Origin of the sequence: Streptosporangium sp. NPDC049644 (assembly GCF_040675205.1) — a bacterium.
GTDB lineage: Bacteria > Actinomycetota > Actinomycetes > Streptosporangiales > Streptosporangiaceae > Streptosporangium > Streptosporangium fukuiense.
This window is the reverse complement of record NZ_JBFAOJ010000002.1, coordinates 74400-95463: the sequence shown is the minus strand read 5'-3', so window position 1 is coordinate 95463 and position 21064 is coordinate 74400. Positions and strand designations below refer to the sequence as shown.

Below are 21064 nucleotides of genomic sequence, written 5' to 3'. Positions count from 1 at the left end.
GGATGCGGATCCGTCGGGCCCGAGCCGGGGGCCCTTAGTCCTTCGAAGGTGGGGGGCGGCGGAGGTGACTTCATTTACGGGCTTCTCCTCACCCGGTGAGTCGTTTGACCTTGAAAGATTGCGCGATCCTGTCGAACTCCCCGGCGCGCTTCCGGTAGCAGGCGGCCGAGCAGCGGATCAGCAGGGTGGAGATCTGCTTGCCGTCCGGGGCCAGATAGGAGGTGAGGTCGAAGGTCTCCGTCCCGGCACCCTCGATCGCGTAGTTGAACCGCACGTGCACCCCGCGCAGGCCGTCTCCGGGCTGGAGCACCTCGTCGGAGAGAAGCTCGAAGTCCTTCAGCGGATAGCCGGGGATCTCCGCGTACTTCTCGCGCACCGTCTCGGTGACGGGTAGCACGGAGTTGCGCATGCTGTTCAGGGAGAGCGCGTCCCGCTCCTCGGGGAGGAGCTTGGCGATCCGGGCGAAGACGAATGGTTCGTCCTCGGTGCCGTAGCCGAGCAGGTGGTCTGGAGACGGCTTGCTGTGGGCGTCGTAGGCGGTCGACCAGATGAGCTGTTTGCGCAGCTGCGCGGTGGCCGATTCGAGGTCGGCTCCGATGGTCGCCTTGTCCAGCGCCGTCTGGTCGACCTTCCGCCAGGCCGCCGGAACCTTGAAGTATGTCTGCCCGTCGTCGTGGCGGACGTAGGTGAACTCCGCACGTGCACATCCCGTGAGCCCGCCGACCATGGCGGAAACGACCACCATGGCGATCACGGCGAACCCGGCCCTCGATCTTCTCACCAGGGCTGTACCTCCGCTTTACGGGTTAACGAGATGGTTGTGCCCGTTTTTTAAGCGCCTCTCTCCTTTCTCAACCCATTCATCTCGGAAACCTTGACCAAATCTTTCCGGGAACCTGGCTTAACTTGTTACAAAGCTCCGCCGTCGGCCCCAACAGATCATTGAACCCTCGGCCTCCGCCGCGGCCCAGAGGCGGATGGAGGGTCATTCCACCTCCGGCCCACGACGGGAATCCATCTCCGGGAAGGCCCGGACAGAACAATATCCCTTTTGTCCCCTTTTTACCCATATGTGTTTTTATGGGGGTTTTCTAGGGTAGGGGGAAATGAAATTGTGGGAACGGGATGCTCTTCCCATATTCACCGCAACGGGCGTCAGCTCTGGTCAATGTCGTCTTTCTCTGTGATGTGCCGGCGGGGCCCGGCCCCGAGGACTCGAAGAGATGAGACGGACTCCGCAGCAGGACAATCGACAAGGAGTGGTGATCGTGAACAACGTAGTGCGAATGGCCCTTGCCGTGGCCGGAGGCTACCTTCTGGGACGCGGGAAAGTACGGCTGGCGGCGGCGCTGGCCATCGCCGGCGTGACCGGCCACCTGCGCGCCGGCAAGGGCGACCTGTTGCAGCAGGGGCTGAAGATGCTCAGTTCCTCCCCGGAACTGGAAAAGATCACCGAAAGCGTTCGCGGCGATCTCCTGGAGGCGGGCAAGGACGCCGCCAAAGCCGCGATGAGCAAGCAGATCGACTCGCTGAGCAGCAGGCTCCACGACCGGGCCGAGTCACTGCGGAACCCCGAGCAGGCCGAAGAGGAAGAAGAGGAAGAAGAGTTCGAGGAACCTCGGAAGCGCCGCGGGAAGGCCGCGAGATCTCGTAAGGCCCGGCCGAGGGACGAAGAAGAGGAAGAAGAGCCCGAAGAGGAAGAAGAGGAAGAGCTAGAGGACGAGGAGGAGGAAGAAGAGGAGGAACCGCCGGCCAAGCCCAGGGGCCGGGCACCCTCCCGCCGCGGATCGGCACCGTCGCGCACCAAGCGGGCACCCGCCAGAACGCGAGGGTGATCTCGATGACTGAGACCTTGAAGGGGCGGCCCGAACAGCAGGCCGGCCAGGAGTCTCCCATGGACCGGCTCACCCAAGAGTTCCAGAATTTCCTCGAAGCCGCCGGAGAGCGGGCACTGTCAGCTGCGGGTGACAAGGTCAAGGGCGTGACCGGCCGGTTGACCGGCTATGCCGGAGGCGACGGATCGAGCCTGCTGAGCGCGGTGACAGGTGGCGGCTCGAAAGGATCGATGGCCGGGGGGCTGGTGAAGGGGTTGGGCAAGATGGCCGTCGGCGGCCTGATGCAGAAGATCACCGGAGGCAAGGGCGGAAAGGGGGGTGGAGGCAAGAAGCTGAAGCTGACGAACATCGTCGAAACGATCGACATCGGCGTTCCGGTCCGGATGGCCTACGACCAGTGGACCCAGTTCGGCGACTTCCCCAAGTTCATGAAGAAGGTCGAGGGCGTCGAACAGCCGTCCGACGAGAAGCTGAACTGGAAGGCACAGGTCTTCCTGTCCCACCGCACCTGGGAGTCGACGATCATCGAGCAGGTGCCCGACAAGCGGATCATCTGGCGCTCGAAGGGCGCGAAGGGGTACGTGGACGGCGCCGTGACCTTCCACGAGATCGCTCCCGAGCTCACCCGGATCCTGCTCGTCCTGGAGTACCACCCGCAGGGCCTGTTCGAGCGCACCGGCAACCTCTGGCGTGCCCAGGGCAGGCGCGCACGTCTCGAACTCAAACACTTCCGCAGGCACGTCATGAACGAGGTGCTCCTGCACCCCGACGACCTTCAGGGCTGGCGCGGCGAGATCCGCGACAGCGAGGTCGTCAAGGACCAGGAGACGGCTCTCCGGGAAGAGGAGGAGGCCGAGGAGGCAGAGGGCCCCGAGGAGGCAGAGGGCCCCGAGGCAGAGGAGCGCGAGGAAGCGGAGGAGCCCGAGGCAGAGGAGCCCGAGGCAGAGGAGGAGGCCGAGGAGGAACCCGAGGAAGAGGAGAACGAGTACGAGGAGGAGCCGGAGGAAGAGGAGGAGGAGCCGCCCAGGCGCCCGGTGCGACGCCGCGGTTCCGGCGCATCCCGTAGATCGGAGGAGGAAGAGGAGGAGAAGGAGGAAGAAGAACCGCCCAGGCGTCCTGCCCGTCGCAAGGCGGCCACCAGGGCGTGATCGGAGGAATCACAGGAGGTACCGGAGAGGAACGCCATGACCATTGTCCAACCTTCGGGGGGCGGAGCGAGTGGCTACCGATCCTCATCGGGTCTGGCCGACGTCATCGAGACCATCCTCGACAAGGGGCTCGTGATCGACGCCTTCGTCAGGGTCTCCCTCGTCGGGATCGAACTCCTGACCATCGACGTACGGATCGTGGTGGCCAGCGTTGACACCTACCTGCGTTTCGCGGAGGCGGTCAACCGTCTCGACCTCTCCCAGGTCGGCAGTCAGAAGGGGCTGCCGGAGCTGATGCAGGACGTGACACAGGGCGGCAGCAAGGCGAAGGTCAAGGGCGCGACGGACGGGCTGCTGGACGCGGCAGGTGAGAAGCTCCGCAGCCTGACCGGCGGGTCCGAGGAGGAGGAGTTCGAGGAGGAAGAGGAGCGCGAACCGGCCCCCCGGCGCAGACGACGGAGGGAAGAGTGAGATGCGCGATCCCAGCGGAAAGTCCGGGACCGCCCAGTCCGGCAGGTCGAAGTCCGAAAAGCACCAGGCGTCCGGACGGCGCGGCACCGGTTCCGGTAAGCGGCCCAGGCCCACCGCGCCGGAGAGATCCGGCGCCCCCGAGCATGGCGCCGGCTCCTACATCTACGGGATCGTTCCCGCGGACGTCGAACTGACCCCGGACACCCTCGGCGTGGGAGATCCTCCCGGCCAGGTCAGGCTGGTGCGGTACGGCGAGATCGCCGCCCTGGTGAGCGACGTCCCCACCGACCGCCCGCTGGGCAGGCCGAACGATCTCATGGCCCACCAGCGACTGCTGGACGAGGCCGCCGCCGAGGTGCCCGTGCTCCCGCTCCGCTTCGGGGCGGTGGTGACGGACGCGCAGGCGGTCGTCGACGAGTTGCTCACCCCGTACCACGACGATTTCCGCAACACGCTGAACGAACTGGAGGGTCGAGCGGAGTACATCGTGAAAGGGCGCTATGTCGAACAGACGATACTGCGGGAGGTCCTGGAGGAGAACGCCGAGGCGGGGAGGCTGCGCGACGAGATCCACGGACTCCCCGAAGAGGCGACCTGGGACGCCAGGATGCGGCTCGGAGAGCTGATCAACACATCGATCGCGGCCAAGCGCGAGGCCGACACCGCCGCGCTGCTCGACGCCTTCACCCCGCTCTGCGTCGCCATCGCGGTACGCGAACCCACCCATGAGCAGGATGCCGCCCACGTGGCCCTACTCGCGCAGACCGACCGGCAGCAGGAGATCGAAGAGGCCCTGGGCGAGTTCGGCACCCGATGGGCGGGCCGGGTCGAGCTGCGCCTGCTCGGCCCGCTGGCACCGTACGACTTCGTCAGGACCTGAAGGCAGGTGATGGACCATGGAACCGCTGGGACTGATCTTCAGTCTGCCGCTCGCGCCGTTGCGCGGGCTGATCCGGCTCGCGGAGCTGCTTGAGGAACAGGCCGAGATGGAACTGCGGAGCCCCGCGGCGGTCAGGCGCCGCCTGGAGGAGCTGGCGGAGGCCAGGGCATCCGGTGAGATCTCCGCGGAGGAGGAGTCCATGGCCGCGGAGCAGATCCTCCGAGAGATGATCACCTGACCCGGGCCGCCGCCGGTACGGCCGCACCGGCGGAGAGACGACGAGGGGAGTGACCCCGTGCCTGTCAAGCGCAGAACCCACCAGGAGCACCCTGCCGACGACTCCTACAAGACCACCGACGACGAGGTCTTCGACGAGGAGGACGTGGAGGAGCCGGAGGAGGACGAGGAGCCCTACGAGGACGAGGAGGATCTGGACGACGACAGGCCGCAGCAGAGGACCCGCCGTCCGGGGCGGCGCTCTCGCGTCCTGTCCGCGGCGACCGCGGGGGTCACCGGGTTGCGGCAGATCGCCGAACTGACCTCGAAGGACACGGAGGGGGTGACGCAGGTACGCCCCGCGGAGGACGGCTGGCTGGTCGACGTCGAGGTCGTCGAGGACCGGCACATCCCCTCGTCGGGCGACATGCTCGCGCTCTACCAGGTCCAGTTGGACCCCGAGGGGGACCTGCTGTCGTACCGCAGGGTGAGACGCTACCGGCGCGGCAGGGCCGACAGCGGCGAGGGGGGCTGAGATGGCCGAGGTGGCACGCCCCGGCAGCGCGTTCTCCCAGCCCTACGGCAGAGGAGCATCCGGCGGGCGGGAGCCGGCCAATCTCGCCGACATCCTGGAGCGGGTGCTGGATCGGGGCATCGTGATCGTAGGCGACATCCGGGTGAACCTGCTGGACATCGAGCTGCTCACCATCAAGCTGCGCCTGCTCATCGCCTCGGTCGACACGGCGCGGGAGCTGGGCATCGACTGGTGGGAACACGATCCGTGGCTCACCGCGAAGGACCGTGACCTGGTCGAGGAGAACCGCCGCCTGCGCCACCGGCTGGCGGCCGCGGAGGAGGACTGGGAAACCCCGAGGCGCCGCTCCCTGGACAGATGGGGGGAGAGATCCCCCGAAGAGGTCAAGGAGTCGAGGGAGTACAGGGAGCCTCGCGGGCCCAGAAAATCCAGGCGGGGGGACCGCGATGGCTGAGACGGGCACGTACCTCTACGCGATCGCCCAGGACCTGGGCCGGCCCCTCGCCGCCGCCGTGGTGGGCGTGGCCGGTGCGCCCGTGCACACGATCACGCACGAGGGCCTGGTCGCGTACGTGAGCCCGGTGCCGCTGGACGAGTTCGGCGAGGAGCCTTTACGGCGCTCTCTGGAGGATCTGGACTGGGTCGGGGAGACGGCCCGCGCTCACCATCGCGTCGTGGAGGCCGTCTCGGAGGAGACCCCCACCGCGCCGGTTCGGCTGGTGACGGTCTACACCGGCGAGGACCAGGTCCGCGACCTGCTGCGGCACAGGCATGACGACTTCGCCGCGGTGCTCGCCCACGTCACCGGGCGCAGGGAGTGGGGGGTGAAGGCGTACGCCGCCCCGGCCGCGGCCGACTCGCCGGCGGAAGGGGAGAGCGTCGCGGAGAGCGGCAAGCCGGGGACGGCCTACCTGCAACGCCGCCGGGCCAGCCTGCGCAACCGGGAGGACGTGTGGCGCCGGGCGGCCGAGCAGGCGGAGCACGTCCACGCCGCCCTGGCCGCCGCCTCCGTCGCGAGCCACCGGCACCGGCCCCAGGATCCGGAGCTGTCCGGCCGCGAGGACCCGATGGTGCTGAACGGCGCCTACCTCGTCGACGAGGATCGCGCCGAGGAGTTCGTCGCCGTCGTCGACGGCCTGCGCGGGCAGGGGATCGACCTGGAGCTCACCGGCCCTTGGGCGCCGTACTCCTTCACCGTGCTGGATCTCGGCACGGCCGGTCTGGAGGTGCTCGATGACACCTGACCGCCGCCCGCGCGGCGCCGCGCTCGCCGCCCAGGGACGCCTGCCCGCCGAACGCGTGGCACTCGTCGACCTGCTCGACCGGCTGCTGGCGGGCGGGGTCGTGGTCAGCGGCGACCTCGTGCTCTCCATCGCCGACATCGACCTCGTCCGCATCTCACTGCGTGCCCTGATCACGTCCGTACGGGCGTCCGACACGATCCCCTCCGCGCACCCGCCGGGCGCGGTCACGGTCGTACGGACATCCGAGGCGACCACCCCGGCGAGTGCGCCCGGCCCACCGGACCACGGGGCCCCACGATGAACCGTCCCGGCGGCGGCCCGCCCGCGGAGAACCTTCGCGAGACGGAGGAGCCCGGCGTCACCCGGGAGAGGCTCCGCGCCGCCGCGGAGGACCTGCGAACCGCGCGGAGGACATCCGGCTCAGGAACTCCGGCGAAAGGGACTCCGGCGAACGCGCGGAGGGACTCCGTGAACACCTGGGAGGGTTTCCGGAACACGCGGAGAGCGGCGCGGGGCGGCCGGTGGCGAGTGAACACCGACCCCGAGGCGGTCGAGCGGGATCTGACCCGCCTCGTACTCACCCTCGTCGAACTCGTGCGGCAGCTGGTGGAACGCCAGTGCGTGCGCCGGATGGAGCAGGGGGACCTGACCGAGGAGCAGGTCGAGGTGCTGGGCCTGACGCTCATGCGTCTTGAGGAGGCGATGACCGAGCTGTGCGAGCGCTTCGGGCTCTCGCCCTCCGATCTCAACCTCGACCTCGGGCCGCTCGGAACCCTGCTCCCCACGGACTGACCCCGCGTCCCCGGACCGGAGGCGCGAGGGACGGGGCTCGATGGCCGGACAACACCACCGAGTCCCGTCCTTTGGATCACTCGTGCGCGAAGAGCCCTAGGTCAGGTCCTCACACTTTTTGGCGTCGGGGTCGTTGGCCGCCTTCGGCACCCAGCGGATGTTGGCGAACGAGGCGGAGAACGCTCCGTCGGTGTAGACGAGGAACGGGGTGTTGACCACCTCAAGGTCGAGGCCCCCCGCGGCGAAGCAGGCGATGGGAATCTTGACCGTCGACTTGCTCCCAGCCGGAAGTCCCTGGAAGAGGGAGGTCGCCACCACCTCTGAGAGGCACGGATAGACGCAGTGCACGCTGAGCACGGTCCTCGCGGCCGGGGCCTGGTGGACGATGGTGTCGAAGACCAGAGCCGCATCGGAGTTGAGGTAGCCCCGAAGGTCGGAACCGCCCGCCGGGTCCTGCAGGTAGATCTGTGCCGGGCCCGTGCCGCTCCAGGTCGCCTTCAGGCCGTCCTGCTGCACGTTGACGTCCGACTGCACCACGGAGATCTCGGCGTGCGACGCCTGGCCGTCGGCGCCGATCTCGGTGCCGCCCCAGTTCTCCGCCGAACCGATGAAGCTCTTGTAGGGCGCGATGTCGGTCCGGTTGAAGATCTCCAGATCCTCGCTCGCCTCACCGCCGCCGCCCTGCCCGCCACAGCCGAACTCGGGCGCGGTCTCGTCGAGCGTGCCGACCGCCCCTGTCTGGCCGTTGCGCAGGCCGTAGCCGAGCGGGAAGAGCGGGTCATAGCCCTCGGTGCCCGCGTTGAGCGGCGTCTGGCAGGCGCTCTTGGGCCAGGAGTAGGGCAGCTTTCCGGTGAAGCCGTCGCGGTACCTGCCCCGGACCAGCACGTCGGCGACGCCGCCGCCCTCGGTGCCCGGCAGCCACGCGGCGACGAAGGCGTCGGAGCGGTTGAGCTCCTTGTTGACCCAGAGCGGCCGGCCACTGACGTAGACGGTGACGACTGGCGCGCCCTTGCCGCTGACCCGCTCCAGCACGGCGAGGTCGGCGGGGTAGATCTTGGCCGCCTCCAGCGAGCGCCGCGCGAGGTCCCCGACGCCCTCGGCGTACGGCGTCTCGCCGATCACCGCGATGACCGCGTCGTACGCCGAGGGGTCGACGCCCTCGGCGGTCTCGTTGAAGGTGACGTTGGCCGCGCCGAGCGCCTCGCGCAGGCCGCCGAGGATCGTCGTGCCGTTGGGGAAGTCGGCGTTGACGTTACCGGTGCCCTGCCAGGTGAGGGTCCAGCCGCCGGTCTGGTTCTGCAGGCTGTCGGCGCTCTTGCCGACCACGAGGACCTTGGAGTTCGCGGCCAGCGGCAGCACCTTGCCGTTGTTCTTGAGCAGGACCTGCGACTTGCGCGCCGCCTCCCTGGCGAGCTTCCTCGCCTGCAGCGCGTCGCTGGAACCGGCGAAGGCCCGCTTGGAGGGCTTCGGCCCGTCGAGCACGTTGGTGCGCAGCTTCACGCGCAGGATGCGGGTCACCGCGTCGTCGATGCGCGCCATCGGGATCTCGCCGCTCTGGACCTGGGCGATCGTGTTGGCGATGAACGCCTTCCAGTCGTTGGGCACCATGACCACGTCGATGCCCGCGTTGATCGCCTGCGGGCAGCTCGCGTTGGTGCACCCGGCGACCTGGCCGATGCCGTTCCAGTCGGAGACGACGATGCCGTCGAAGCCGATCTTCTGCTTGAGGATGTCGGTGAGGGCTCGCTTGCTGCCGTGCAGCTTGCCCTCGTTGATACCGAGGTCGGCGTTGGTCCAGCTGTTGAACGACGCCATCACGCTCTGGGCGCCGGCCGCGAGCGCGCTGTAGTAGCCCTGGCCGTGCACGTTGATCATCTCGGCCTCGGACGAGGGGTTGACGCCCTGGTCCACGCCCTTGATGGTGCCACCGTCACCGATGAAGTGCTTCGCGGTGGCGATGACGCCGTCGGAGCCGATGCCGCGCGGGTGCTTGCCCTGCAATCCCCTGACCGCCTCGTAGCCGTACGCGCGGGTGATCCGGGGGTCCTCCGAGAAGCCCTCGTAGGTACGGCCCCACCTGTCGTCGAGGGGGACGGCGAGGGTGGGCGCGAACGCCCAGTCCTGGCCGGTGGCGCGGATCTGCCTGGCGGTCGCCGCCCCGATGTCACGCACCAGGCACGGGTCCTGCGCGGCGCCCAGGCCGATGTTGTGCGGGAAGACCGTCGCGCCGTAGACGTTGTTGTTGCCGTGGACGGCGTCGATGCCCCAGATGACGGGGATCTTCGTCCGGGTGGCGACGGAGGCGTTCCAGTAGGCGTCGGCGAGGTCGAGCCAGGCCTTCGGCGCGGCGTGCTTGTCACGATTGGGCCACGCGCCGCCACCGTTGAGCACCGAGCCGATGAAGTACTGCTTGACCTCGTCGGGAGTGATCGCGCTGATCTCCGGCTGGGTCATCTGGCCGACCTTCTCGGCGAGCGTCATGCCCGCGAGGATCTTCGCCACCCGCTTCTCGTCCGACCGGTTCTGATCGATGGCGCTGTCGACCTTGGGCCACTCGGCGAGGGTGGGCAGCTTCTTCTCGATACGGGCACAGCCTCGGGCGTCCAGGGCCGGTTTGCCGATCACCGGTTGCCGGCCGCCCGTCGCGGTCTCGGCGCCCGCGCTCGGGATCCCGGCGACACCGGCCGCCAGGACTGTGAGGCTCGCCAGCACCGCGAGCCTGCTCCGGTTGGCGCCCGGCCGGGCGAAGGGTCTGATCATCGAAGGTCCGTTCTCCAGGCACAGCGACGGTCGTGGCGGCCCCCGAGTCCGCACTTCGCAGATCCTTACGCTGTGACGCTGCCGAGTCAATAGTTTCGCGAGAGCGCTCTCTCGATTGAACATCTGTTCGACATAGGTCTCACGGCTTGCAAACCCCGCCTATCAGGCCCTTTACCACGCGATGCGGTCGCATCACCGCTGGCCGGACGACCCAAACCCCACTCTTCTGAGAGCGCTCTCAAGATTTGGGCGGACATTTCCCAAGCCGGCCCGGCCGACGACCCGTCAAAATACGGCGCTCGTGACGTTCAGAACCTCGTGCACGACTCGATCGCCGGCTCACGCTTTCGCGCAAAGGCGCACGCACACCCGACAGGGCACGGACGACCAGCGGTGATGCATACCGGATCTCGACCTCCACGTTCGAGGTCGACCCCCACGATCCTCTCGTTCCGGGGTTCGTGTTTCGATGAACGGCGTGCGCTATCTCGACACCGCGGCAGTCACCGCGGCCCTGACTCCCGCCGACGCCGTAGAAGCGATCACGGCTGCGCTCATCGCCGGGTTCGACCCCGCGTCCGACACCCCGCGGACCGCGGCCCACACCGGTCACGGCCACTTTCTCCTGATGCCCTCGGAAGTCGGCGGGCACGCGGGAGTGAAGGTCGCCACCGTCGCACCGGAGAACCCGGCGTCGGGACTTCCGCGCATCCAGGCCTGCTACCTCCTGTTCGACGCGGCGACGCTGACGTTGCAGGCCATCCTCGACGGCACCGCGCTGACGACCCTTCGCACGCCCGCCGTCTCCGTAGCAGCGGTACGCCCCGCCCTCAGCCGCATCCGTGAACCGTTGCGAGTGGTCGTCTTCGGCGGTGGACCCCAGGCGGTCGCACATGTGGACACCCTCGCCGCCGTCGCCGACGCTCCTGTCGCCACGGTGACGTTCGTCGTGCGCCGGCCGGAACAGGCGGCGGCAGCGGTCCGCGAACGGGGCGACATGATCCGCGCCGGCAGCGAGGACGTCAGGGCGGCGTTGGCCACCGCGCACGTCGTCATCTGCGCGACAAGCGCACGCGCACCACTGTTCCCCGCAGATGCCGTCTCGCCCGAAGCGATCGTGATCGCCATCGGCTCACACGAACCGGACGCACGCGAACTCGACAGCGCCCTCCTCGCGACGGCATCGGTGATCGTCGAGGACATCGACACCGCCCTGCGCGAAGCGGGCGACGTGATCCTCGCCCAGAGCGAGGGTGCCATCGAGACCGGCGACCTGATCCCGATGAAGGCCGTCGTCACCGGTACCGTCTCCCTCGCCGCCGGTCGTCGGGTCGTGTTCAAGAGTGTCGGCATGTCCTGGCAGGACCTCACCGTCGCAAGCGCGGTTCTCGCCCAACCGGACTCCACCGCCGAGGGCCGTCAGCCCAGGACCTGAATCGAACCACCACGATGACGCCGTGTCATCGGACGCCCCGGGTGTACGCGCCTCATCCACACCGGGCGGGGGCGAACATGACCGTCCCACGATCCGGTGGTCGTCGACGTTGTGCTGTGTCTCGACGATGACGAGGAGAACAGGGGGCACGCCCCGGACGCGGCCACCGGCGAGCAACGCTGGACCCATGAAGCCGACGGCAGTACCCAAAACGGTGTCATGTACATCTCCACCATCGGCGGCACGGTACATGCCGTGAGAACGACGGGACAAGGCCGACAGCCGGCGAGGCGGTGACCCGCGGGTCTCAGGACATGGTGTTGCCGCCGTTGACCGCCAGGCGCTGGCCGGTGATGAAACGGCCGCCGGGCGAGGCCAGGAAGGCGATCGCGTCGGCCACCTCGGCGGGCACTCCCATCCGGCCCAGCGGCAGGCCCGCGCGGTACTCCTCGACGTCCATTCCCTCGTGGCGCTCCACCGGTATCCAGCCGGGCTCGACGGTGTTGACGGTGATGCCGTACCGCCCGAGCTCGTTGGCCCAGGAACGGGTCAGGCCGTGCATCGCCGCCTTGGCCGCGACGTAGTGCCCCATCTCAACGTTGCCCAGGTCGACGACCTCGCTGCCCACGTTGACGATCCGGCCCGAACCGGCCTCGCGCATCGCGGGCAGCACGGCCCGCAGGATCAGCAGCGGCGCCTTGACGAAGAACCGGAGCTGGTCGAGGTGATGCTCCCAGGTCTGCTCGGCGAGGGGTACCAGCGGCTGGGGTCCGGTCGCGTTGTTGACCACGACCTCGACCGGCCCCGCCTTCTCGGTCACCTCCGCGATCCCCCGCCGTACCGACTCCTCGTCCGTCACGTCGAAACGGGCCAGGCACGCCCGGCCTCCGGCCGCGGAGATACGTTCGGCGACGGCCGTGGCACCCGCGGTGTCGTGGGCGTAGTTGACGCCGACGGTCCAGCCGTCCTCGGCGAGCCGCACGGCGATGGCGGCACCGAGCCCCCGCGAGGCCCCGGTGACAAGCACGCATCCCATCCGCTTCCCCTTTCCTGACTTTTCAGGATTCCACGGCTCTCATGCCACGAGTGGAGTCGCTCCCATTGTGGCGGGCCATGGCACCCGTGCCTCGTACCGGTCCCGCGGGGCGAGAAGGTTCGGAGACGGCCGGTCCCTCCGGGAGTTTGGGACTAGGCAAGTGACGGGGCGTGGGCTAGCTTCTGGACAGGTGTCCAGTTTGAGGAGCGACAATGCCCAGGACCACCGAGGCGCCTCGGGCCCGGCTGTCGGGCCGGCAGGCCGAGACAGTGCGCAGGCTCACCGAGGCGGCGGTCGAGGAGGTCGCCGAGCACCGGTACGAGGGGTTGACGGTGCGCGGGGTCGCCAAGCGGGCCGGGGTCGCGCCCGCCACCGCCTACACCTACTTCGCCTCCAAGAACCACCTGCTGGCGGAGGTGTTCTGGCGGCGGCTGCGCGACCTGCCGGAACCGGACCCGCTGCCCGGCGGCTCCCCCGCCGACCGGGCCGCCGAGGCGCTGAGCGCGGTGGCGCTGCTGGTCGCCGACGACCCGGCGCTCTCGGCCGCGTGCACCACCGCGATGCTCGCCGACGAGCCCAACGTCCTTCGGCTGCGTGCCCGCATCGGGCTCCGTGTCCACGAGCGGATCTCCGGCGCCACCGACGCCTCGCCCGCCGCCCTGCAGGCCTTCGAACTGGCCTTCTACGGCGCGCTGGTCCAGGCGGGAATGGGCCACCTCTCCTACCGCGACCTCCCCGACCTCCTCGCCACCACCGCCAGGACCATCTTCCCCCGCACCGAGGAGTGCCCATGAGGCCGCGCCGGCTACCCCTACCAGGAACAAGCCAGACGAACCCCCCTGAGGGACCAGCCCGTGAGGCCGCGCCGGGGACTGGACTGAGGAGAGTGAGGTCGTGAGGAACGAGCGGCCTCACTCGACGAGGGAAGGAGCCGGGTCCCAGCGGCCGAACCGCGACGCGTTAGCGTCGCCATCAACACAGCTCGTGTACAGCCCCTACGACTACGTGGTTCATGAGGATCCGTATCCGATCTACGCCAGGCTCAGGGAGGAGGCGCCGCTCTACCGCAACGAGGAGCTGGACTTCTGGGCGCTGTCCCGGCACGGTGCCGTGAGCGCCGCTTTCCGGGACACCGCGACCTACTCCAACGGGTACGGGGTGTCGCTGGAACCCACCGCGTGGGGGCCGAAGGCGCACCGGACGATGTCCTTCCTGGCCATGGACCCGCCCCGGCACACCAGGATGCGGGCGCTGGTCTCGCGGGGGTTCACCCCGCGCCGGGTGGCCGCCCTGGAGCCGAGGATCAGGGAGATCACCAGGCTTTACCTGGAGCCGGCACTGGAGTCCGGACAGTTCGACTGGGTCACCGCCGTCGCGGGACGGGTGCCGATGGACGTGATCTCCGAGCTGATGGGGGTACCCGAGTCCGACCGGCAGGAGCTGCGACGGCTGGCCGACGTGGTGGTGCACCGCGACGACGGCCTGCAGGACGTGCCGCAGGAGGGCATGGCCGCCTCGCTGGATCTGGTCGTCTACTACTCCGACATGCTCGCGCGACGCCGCGCGCACCGGACCGAGGACCTGACCAGCGCCCTGCTGGACGCGGAGATCGACGGTGACCGGCTGACCGACGAGGAGATCATCGCGTTCCTGTTCCTGATGGTGGTCGCGGGCAACGAGACCACGACGAAGCTGCTCGCCAATGCCCTGTACTGGGCGTACCTGAACCCGGCGGAGGGTGCCAAGGCGCTGGGTGGGGCGATCGGGCCGTGGGTGGAGGAGACCCTTCGCTATGACACCTCCTCGCAGATGCTCGCCAGGCGCGTCACCGGCGAGCTGGAGATGTACGGTACGCGGCTGCCGGCCGGTTCCCGGCTGCTGCTCCTGGTCGGCTCGGCCAACCGCGACGGACGGGTGTTCCCCGACCCGGACCGCTACGACCTCGACCGGGACACCGGCGAACTGATCAGCTTCGGCCGCGGCGGCCACTTCTGCCTGGGCGCCTCACTGGCCCGGTTGGAGGCGCGGGTGGTGCTCGGCGAGCTGGCCCGGCACATCACCGGCTACGAGATCGACCTGGCCTCGGCGGAACGGGTGCACTCCGCCAACGTCCGCGGCTTCGCCCACCTGCCGATGAGCGTGACACGCCGATGAACCGCCGCCGAGGTATCCGGAGCGCCGCCCGCCGGCCGGGGTTCCCGAACGCCCCTCACCGTGTCGCCCGACCGGCGTCCGGACCACCCGAGTCCCCACCGCCCCCGATGACCGAGCCGTACGCGAGCCGCTGACCATGGAGGTTGCCCATGCCGAGAATTCCCCCGCATCCCGAGCGCAGGCCGGTCCTGGTCACCGGGGCCTCGTCGGGCATCGGCGCGGCCGTGGCCGTGGGACTGGCGGAGGCCGGGTATCCGGTGGCGCTGGGAGCGCGCCGGACGGCGATCTGCGAGGAACTGGCGGCGAAGATCCGGGCCGGGGGCGGGGAGGCGGTGGCGCTGCCGCTGGATGTGACCTCGGACGAGTCCGTCTCTTTTTTTGTCTCTGAAGCCGAGCAAGCGTTAGGTGAAATAGAGGTGGTGGTCACCTGCGCCGGAGAGGTGACGCCGGAGAACTCCTACCAGACCTCCACCCCCTCCTTCGAGGTTCAACTCCAGCTCAACCTCGTCGGCACCCAGCGGTTCGTGTCCGCGGTGGTCCCCGCGATGGCGGCCAGGGGCCGCGGTGACATCGTGTTCGTCACCTCCGACGTCGTACGCCTGCCGCGCCCCCGGATGGGCGCCTACGTCGCCGCCAAGAACGCTCTGGAGGGACTGGCCAGGGCGATGCAGATGGAGCTGGAAGGCACCGGGGTACGCGCCTCGATCCTGCGCCCCGGCCCGACGCTCTCCGGCATGGGATCCACCTGGCCCGTGGAGGTCCTGCAACCGGTCCTGGACGACTGGACGAGGTTCGGGCTGGCCAGACACGACCGCTTCCTCAAACCCCGTGACGTGGCCGCGGCCGTCCTCGCCGTCGTCTCCATGCCCCGCGGCGCCCACATAACCCTCCTGGAGATCGAACCGGAAGCCCCCTTGTCCGAAGGAGAACGATGATTACCAGACCGCCGATGGTATCCGGGGATGAGCATCTGGAGGAGTTGCGCACCGATCCGATCGCGCTGATGCGGCGGGTGCGGGAGGAGTGCGGGGACGTCGGCACGTTCGCGCTGGCGGGGCGGCCCGTCGTGCTGCTGTCCGGCGCGGAGGCCAACGAGTTCTTCTTCCGCTCCACGGAGGAGGACCTCGACCAGGCCGAGGCGTACCCGTTCATGAAACCGATCTTCGGGGAGGGCATGGTGTTCGACGCCCCGCCCGAGCGGCGCAAGGAGATGCTGCACAACCAGGCATTGCGGGCCACCATGATGCGCGGGCACGCCGAGACCATCGAGCGGGAGGTCAGGGAGCTGGTCGCGCTCTGGGGCGACGAGGGCGAGATCGACCTGCTCGACTGGTTCGCCGAGCTGACGATCTACACCTCCTCCTCGTGCCTGATCGGCCGGAGGTTCCGCGAGCAGCTCGACGTGCGGTTCGCGCGCCTCTACCACGATCTCGAGCGCGGCACCGACCCGATCGCGTTCGTGGACCCGTACGCCGACATCGAGTCGTTCCGCCGCCGCGACGCGGCCAGGGTGAGGCTCGTGGCGCTGGTCCAAGAGATCATGGACCAGCGCCACGAGAACGGTCCCGCGGCGCGGGAGGACCGTGACCTGCTGGACGTGCTGCTCTCGGTGAGGAACGAGGACGGCACGCCGCGCTTCGGCGCCGACGAGGTCACCGGGATGTTCATCTCGATGATGTTCGCCGGGCACCACACCACCTCCGGCACCGCCGCCTGGACGCTCATCGAGCTGCTGCGCAACCCGGCGGTGCTGGCGGAGGTCACCGGGGAACTGGACGCGCTGTACGCCGACGGCTCCGCGGTGAGCTTCCAGGCGCTGCGCGAGATCCCGGTGCTGGAGTCGGCGATCAAGGAGGCGTTGCGGCTGCACCCGCCGCTGATCCTGCTCATGCGGGTGGCCAAGACACCGCAGCGGGTGTGCGGGTACGACATCGAGCCCGGTGAGCTGGTGGCCGCCTCCCCCGCGATCTCCAACCGGCTGCCCGGCGACTTCCCCGCGCCGGACGAGTTCCAGCCGGGACGCTACGCGGAGCCGCGCCAGGAGGACCTGGTCAACCGCTGGACGTGGATCCCGTTCGGGGCCGGCAGGCATCGCTGCGTGGGAGCCCAGTTCGCGATGGTCCAGCTGAAGGCGATCTTCTCGGTACTGCTGCAGGACTGGGAGTTCGCCCCCGCCCAGCCGTTGGACGGCTACGAGAACGACCACAGCAAGATGGTCGTCCAGCTCCGGCAGCCCTGCGCGGTCCGCTACCGCAGGCGGGTCCGATGAGGGTCGTCCTGGATCCCGACCTGTGCCAGGGGCACGCCGAGTGCGAGTTCGCCGCCCCGGAGGTCTTCTCCGTGCCCAGGCGCGGCGTGGTGGAGATCCTGCGGGACACACCGCCGCCCCCCCTGCTCGACGCGGTGCGCGAAGCCGTGCGGAACTGCCCGACCCGGGCCCTGCGACTGGAGGACTGATGTATCCCCGCGAAGAGCTGGACGAGATGGTCCGGCTGTGGCTGTCGTCCAACCGGGAGTGCGAACGTCTCGGCGACTGGAGGCCGCTGGCCTCCCTCTACACCGAGGACGCCACCTACGGCTGGAACCTCGGGCCCGAACTGGAGTTCATGGCCGTGGGCCGGCAGGAGATCCGCGACATCGCGCTCGGCCAGGAGATGGGCGGTCTGGACGGCTGGCGGTACCCGTACCAGAAGGTCCTCGTCGACGAGGTCGCCGGCGAGGTGGTCGGCTTCTGGAAGCAGGTCGCCGAGGCGACGCGCCCCGACGGCACGCCGTACGAGGTGGCCGGGATCGGCGGTTCGTGGTTCAGGTACGCCGGTGAGATGAAGTGGTCGTGGCAGCGCGACTGGTTCGACTTCGGCAACGCCACCGCGCTGTTCGTGGAGATGATCCAGGCGGGCGTGCTGACCGACGGCATGAAGCGCCGGATGGAGCGCGCCGGCGGCAGACCCGACGGCTGGTACCGGCTGGGCGGCGCTCCCGTCGCTCTCTGGGACCGCCCGTGAGCCGCCGGCCCGGCCGCGCGCCGCACCGGGTTCCGGAACGGGCTCCAGCCGTAAGGGGGCGGCGATGAGCGGCCGGTTCGCGAGCGTCAACCCCGCCACCGAGGAGGTGGTCGGCGAGGCCCGCGACGGGACACCCGCCGACATGGACGCGGCGATCGGCGCGGCGCGGGAGGCGTTCGACGCCGGGGCGTGGTCCGCCGACCCGCGGCTGCGTGCCCGCTGCCTGCGCCAGCTGCGGGACGGGCTCGTCGCGCACGCCTCCGAGCTGCGGGAGCTGACGGTGGCGGAGGCAGGCTGCCCGGTCTTCCTGACGTACGGCCCCCAGCTGGACGCTCCGGTGGCGGATCTGGGCTGGTTCGCCGACCTCGCCGAGTCCTACGAGTGGTCGCGGGACCTGGGGGTGGGCGCGCCGATGGGCATGACGTCGCGGCGTACCCTGCTGCGCGAGCCCGCCGGAGTGGTCGGCGCGATCACCCCGTGGAACTTCCCGCACCAGATCAACCTGGCCAAGCTGGGCCCGGCGCTGGCGGCGGGCAACACCGTGGTGCTCAAACCCGCCCCCGACACTCCCCTGGTGGCCGAGTTCATGGCGCGGATCGTCCACCGGGAGACGGACTTCCCGCCGGGCGTGCTGGGCGTCGTCACCTCCTCCTCGCACGCGCTCGGCGCCCAGCTGGTCGCCGACCCGCGGGTGGACCTGGTCTCGTTCACCGGTTCCACCGCGACGGGCCGCTCGGTGATGGCCTCGGCGGCGGCGACCGTGAAGCGGGTCTTCCTGGAGCTGGGCGGCAAGTCCGCCTACATCGTGCTGGAGGACGCGGACATCGGTTCGGCCGCGGCGATGGCGGCCTTCGCGGTGGCCACCCATGCCGGACAGGGGTGCGCGATCACGACCCGGCTGCTGCTGCCCCGGGCGCGGTTCGACGAGGGTGTGCACGCCGCGGCCAGGACGCTGGGCAAGCTGGGAGTGGGCGACCCCACCGACCCCGGGACCGTCTGCGGACCGGTGATCTCGGCCGCGCAGCGGGACCGGGTGGAGTCCTACCTGCGGCTGGCCGTGGACGAGGGCGGCGCGTTCGCCTGTGGCGGCGGGCGGCCACCGGAGCGGGACAGGGGTTTCTGGATCGAGCCGACCCTCGTCGTCGGGGTGCCGAACTCCGCGAGGGTCGCCCAGGAGGAGATCTTCGGCCCGGTACTGGTGGCCGTACCGCACGACGGGGACGACGACGCGGTGCGGATCGCCAACGACTCGCCGTACGGGCTGTCGGGCGCGGTGCACGGGGGCGACGAGGAGCGCGCGCTGGCGGTGGCCAGGCGGCTGCGGACCGGAACGGTCGGCGTCAACGGCGGGCAGTGGTACGGCGGGGACGTGCCGTTCGGCGGTTACAAGCAGTCGGGGGTCGGCCGGGAGATGGGCGTGCTCGGCTTCGAGGAGTACCTGGAGAGCAAGGTCGTCGCCACCCCGCACGGAGGTCAGTGATGCGTTTCGAGAACAGGGTGGCGATCGTCACCGGCGGCGCGCGAGGAATCGGCGAGGCCTACGTCCGCGCCCTGGCGGCCGAGGGCGCGAAGGTGGTGGTGGCCGACCTGGAGACCGAGCTGGGCGAGCGGGTGGCCGAGGACGTCGGTGGGGTGTTCGTCAGAACCGACGTGGCCGACCCCGAGTCGGCGAGGGCGATGGCCTCGGTGGCCAGGGAGAGTTTCGGCAGGCTCGACCACCTGGTCAACAATGCCGCGATCTACGGCGGGATGAGGCTGGACTTCCTGATCACCGTGGACTGGGACTACTACCGGAGGTTCATGGCGGTGAACCTGGACGGGGCGCTGAACTGCGTGCGCGCCTGCTATCCGCTGATGGGCGAGGGCGCCTCGATCGTCAACCAGTCGTCGACCGCCGCGTGGGTCTACTCCGGGTTCTACGGTCTGGCCAAGGTCGGGATCAACGGCCTGACCCAGCAGCTCGCCCACGAACTCGGCGGCATGGGCATCCGGGTCAACGCGATCGCCCCCGGCCCCACCGACACCGAGGCCACCCGGGCGGTGGTCCCCGAGGGCTACCGCAAGCGGATGGTCGACGACCTGGCGCTCAAGCGGCTCGGCCGGCCCGAGGACCTGACGGGGATGTGCCTGTTCCTGCTGTCGGACGAGGCGGGCTGGATCACCGGGCAGATCTTCAACGTGGACGGCGGGCAGGTGATCCGGTCATGAGCGGCGCGACATGGGCGCAACCCCGATCGAGTGACCTTCGAATCAACAAGGGGGTTCTCCATTGAGACTCGGATTCATCGGACTGGGGAAGATGGGCGCGCCGATGGCCACGCACCTGGCCGACTGGCCCGGAGGGCTGCTCGTGCACGACATCAGGGCCGAGGCGTGCGCGCCGGTGGTGGAGAAGGGCGCGCGGGCCGTACCGGACCCGCTGGAGATCATGGCCGAGGCCGATCTGATCGAGGTGATGGTCCTCGACGACGAGCAGGTGCGCCAGGTCGTGCGTGCCGGACTGCCGGCCGCGAGGGCGGGCACGGTGATCGCCGTCCACTCGACGATCGCCCCGTCCACCGCCGAGGAACTGGCGGCCGAAGCCGAGCCGTACGGCGTGCACGTGGTGGACGCCCCGGTGAGCGGCGGCTTCATGGGCGCCCACCAGGGCAGGCTGGTGGTGTTCGTGGGCGGCTCGCAGCAGGCGGTCGAGCGGTGCGAGGAGCCGTTCGGGCGCTGGGCGGAGCTGGTGCTGCACGTCGGCCCCGCCGGGGCCGGCACCAGGGCGAAGCTGGCGCGCAACCTGCTGCACTTCGCGTCGTTCGCCGCGGCGGCGGAGGCGCAACGGCTGGCCGAGTCGTGCGGGATCTCGCTGAAGGCACTGGCGCGGGCCGTCAAGCACTCGGACGCGATCACCGGCGGCCCGGGGGCGATCATGTTGAGGAAGACGACGGGACCTGTAACGCCGGACGATCCCTGGTACGACATATTGCTACATGTTAGGACTCTGGGGGAGAAAGACCTTACCCTCGCACTGGAACTGGCACGGGCCAGAGGGGTGGAGACCCCCCTGGCCGCCCTCGCCCTCGAACGGCTGGCCGACGGACTCGGAGTGCCCCATGAGCGATCACACGAATGACACTCCTGACCGCCGGAGGCGCGGATTGGAGATCATGAAACAGGTCTACGGCTGGGATCACGTCGGGGACGGTCCTGGCGACTTCTTCGGGATGACCGTCGAGCACCTGTTCGCCGAGGTGTGGTCCAGGGAGGGGATCTCGACCCGCGACCGGCGGCTGCTGCTGGTCGGCCTGCTCGTCGGGCAGGGCATGGACGACGTCGTCGGGCTCCAGCTGGACGCGGCGCTGAGGACCGGCGACCTCACCCCCGACGAGCTGCGCGAGATCGTCATCTTCCTCACCCACTACGCCGGGTGGCCCCGGGGGGCCAAGCTCAACGGCCAGGTCGAGGAACTGATCGCCCGCGTCATGAAGTCCTAGCCCCGCGGAGCATCGGCGGGGCCACCGTCGTCGCCCTTCTCCCGGCCCCTCGGGGCCGGGATTCCCCGCGCTAC

General features: G+C 69.6%; 23 protein-coding genes and 1 pseudogene. 21 read left to right on the top strand and 3 right to left on the bottom strand.

Annotated features, from left to right (window positions below; translation table 11 throughout):
- Positions 1-88 precede the first annotated feature (88 nt).
- Positions 89-781 carry a hypothetical protein gene (locus AB0J58_RS01540; RefSeq protein ID WP_364208752.1) on the bottom strand — a complete coding sequence of 231 codons (693 nt, stop codon included), beginning with the start codon at positions 779-781 and terminating at the stop codon, positions 89-91.
- 478 nt (positions 782-1259) lie between these two features.
- Between AB0J58_RS01540 and AB0J58_RS01535 the strand changes: the two genes are divergently transcribed.
- The 10 genes from AB0J58_RS01535 to AB0J58_RS01490 all read left to right on the top strand — a co-directional run bounded on the left by AB0J58_RS01535 (position 1260) and on the right by AB0J58_RS01490 (position 7121).
- Complete coding sequence (locus tag AB0J58_RS01535; protein WP_364208749.1) at positions 1260-1835, top strand: hypothetical protein; 576 nt, start codon at positions 1260-1262, stop codon at positions 1833-1835.
- 5 nt (positions 1836-1840) lie between these two features.
- Entirely contained in the window at positions 1841-2983 is a 1143-nt protein-coding gene (locus tag AB0J58_RS01530) for an SRPBCC family protein (protein ID WP_364208746.1), read from the top strand.
- 36 nt (positions 2984-3019) lie between these two features.
- Positions 3020-3454 (top strand): gas vesicle protein GvpJ, encoded by a 435-nt coding sequence (gvpJ, locus tag AB0J58_RS01525; protein WP_364208743.1) that lies wholly within the window; start codon positions 3020-3022, stop codon positions 3452-3454.
- Position 3455: 1 nt separating this feature from the next.
- Positions 3456-4334, top strand: a complete 879-nt coding sequence (locus tag AB0J58_RS01520; RefSeq protein ID WP_364208740.1) for a GvpL/GvpF family gas vesicle protein — start codon at positions 3456-3458, stop codon at positions 4332-4334.
- 16 nt (positions 4335-4350) lie between these two features.
- Positions 4351-4572: a gas vesicle protein GvpG gene (locus AB0J58_RS01515; protein WP_364208737.1), complete on the top strand. Its 222-nt coding sequence runs from the start codon at positions 4351-4353 to the stop codon at positions 4570-4572.
- A gap of 57 nt (positions 4573-4629) precedes the next feature.
- Complete coding sequence (gene gvpO / locus AB0J58_RS01510; RefSeq protein WP_364208734.1) at positions 4630-5085, top strand: gas vesicle protein GvpO; 456 nt, start codon at positions 4630-4632, stop codon at positions 5083-5085.
- A gap of 1 nt (position 5086) precedes the next feature.
- Positions 5087-5539 (top strand): gas vesicle protein, encoded by a 453-nt coding sequence (locus AB0J58_RS01505; RefSeq protein WP_364208731.1) that lies wholly within the window; start codon positions 5087-5089, stop codon positions 5537-5539.
- Complete coding sequence (locus tag AB0J58_RS01500; protein ID WP_364208728.1) at positions 5532-6329, top strand: GvpL/GvpF family gas vesicle protein; 798 nt, start codon at positions 5532-5534, stop codon at positions 6327-6329. Before AB0J58_RS01505 ends, AB0J58_RS01500 begins: the two co-directional genes overlap by 8 nt.
- Positions 6319-6630, top strand: coding sequence for a gas vesicle protein (locus AB0J58_RS01495; protein ID WP_364208725.1), 312 nt, complete (start codon positions 6319-6321; stop codon positions 6628-6630). Before AB0J58_RS01500 ends, AB0J58_RS01495 begins: the two co-directional genes overlap by 11 nt.
- A 167-nt stretch (positions 6631-6797) precedes the next feature.
- A complete protein-coding gene (locus AB0J58_RS01490) occupies positions 6798-7121 on the top strand; it encodes a gas vesicle protein K (RefSeq protein WP_350952796.1) in 324 nt (107 codons plus the stop codon).
- Between the two features lie 96 nt (positions 7122-7217).
- Here AB0J58_RS01490 and AB0J58_RS01485 read toward each other — a convergent pair whose 3' ends face one another.
- Positions 7218-9881 (bottom strand): exo 1,3/1,4-beta-D-glucan glucohydrolase, encoded by a 2664-nt coding sequence (locus AB0J58_RS01485; protein WP_364208721.1) that lies wholly within the window; start codon positions 9879-9881, stop codon positions 7218-7220.
- Positions 9882-10350: 469 nt separating this feature from the next.
- Here AB0J58_RS01485 and AB0J58_RS01480 point away from each other — a divergent pair, with 469 nt between their 5' ends.
- Positions 10351-11316: an ornithine cyclodeaminase family protein gene (locus AB0J58_RS01480; protein ID WP_364208718.1), complete on the top strand. Its 966-nt coding sequence runs from the start codon at positions 10351-10353 to the stop codon at positions 11314-11316.
- Between the two features lie 307 nt (positions 11317-11623).
- Here AB0J58_RS01480 and AB0J58_RS01475 read toward each other — a convergent pair whose 3' ends face one another.
- Positions 11624-12352, bottom strand: coding sequence for an SDR family oxidoreductase (locus tag AB0J58_RS01475; RefSeq protein ID WP_364208715.1), 729 nt, complete (start codon positions 12350-12352; stop codon positions 11624-11626).
- 212 nt (positions 12353-12564) lie between these two features.
- Between AB0J58_RS01475 and AB0J58_RS01470 the strand changes: the two genes are divergently transcribed.
- From AB0J58_RS01470 to AB0J58_RS01425, 10 genes and pseudogenes are all read left to right on the top strand, one after another.
- Complete coding sequence (locus AB0J58_RS01470) at positions 12565-13146, top strand: helix-turn-helix domain-containing protein (protein ID WP_364148270.1); 582 nt, start codon at positions 12565-12567, stop codon at positions 13144-13146.
- A 190-nt stretch (positions 13147-13336) separates the two neighbouring features.
- Complete coding sequence (locus tag AB0J58_RS01465; RefSeq protein ID WP_364208712.1) at positions 13337-14506, top strand: cytochrome P450; 1170 nt, start codon at positions 13337-13339, stop codon at positions 14504-14506.
- Positions 14507-14655: 149 nt separating this feature from the next.
- Positions 14656-15441, top strand: coding sequence for an SDR family oxidoreductase (locus AB0J58_RS01460; protein ID WP_364208709.1), 786 nt, complete (start codon positions 14656-14658; stop codon positions 15439-15441).
- Complete coding sequence (locus tag AB0J58_RS01455) at positions 15438-16775, top strand: cytochrome P450 (RefSeq protein ID WP_364208706.1); 1338 nt, start codon at positions 15438-15440, stop codon at positions 16773-16775. The genes AB0J58_RS01460 and AB0J58_RS01455 overlap by 4 nt, the downstream gene beginning before the upstream one ends.
- Complete coding sequence (locus AB0J58_RS01450; RefSeq protein WP_364208703.1) at positions 16772-16963, top strand: ferredoxin; 192 nt, start codon at positions 16772-16774, stop codon at positions 16961-16963. The genes AB0J58_RS01455 and AB0J58_RS01450 overlap by 4 nt, the downstream gene beginning before the upstream one ends.
- The gene (locus tag AB0J58_RS01445; RefSeq protein WP_030922986.1) at positions 16963-17511 is read left to right on the top strand and encodes a hypothetical protein; all 549 of its coding nucleotides are present in this window, start codon (positions 16963-16965) and stop codon (positions 17509-17511) included. Before AB0J58_RS01450 ends, AB0J58_RS01445 begins: the two co-directional genes overlap by 1 nt.
- 61 nt (positions 17512-17572) lie before the next feature.
- Positions 17573-18991, top strand: a pseudogene (locus AB0J58_RS01440) (aldehyde dehydrogenase); the annotation flags it as partial.
- Complete coding sequence (locus AB0J58_RS01435; protein WP_364208700.1) at positions 18991-19719, top strand: SDR family oxidoreductase; 729 nt, start codon at positions 18991-18993, stop codon at positions 19717-19719. The pseudogene AB0J58_RS01440 and the gene AB0J58_RS01435, both read left to right, overlap by 1 nt.
- 61 nt (positions 19720-19780) lie before the next feature.
- Positions 19781-20629, top strand: coding sequence for an NAD(P)-dependent oxidoreductase (locus AB0J58_RS01430; protein WP_364208697.1), 849 nt, complete (start codon positions 19781-19783; stop codon positions 20627-20629).
- Between the two features lie 34 nt (positions 20630-20663).
- Entirely contained in the window at positions 20664-20990 is a 327-nt protein-coding gene (locus AB0J58_RS01425; RefSeq protein WP_245651864.1) for a carboxymuconolactone decarboxylase family protein, read from the top strand.
- Positions 20991-21064 lie beyond the last annotated feature (74 nt).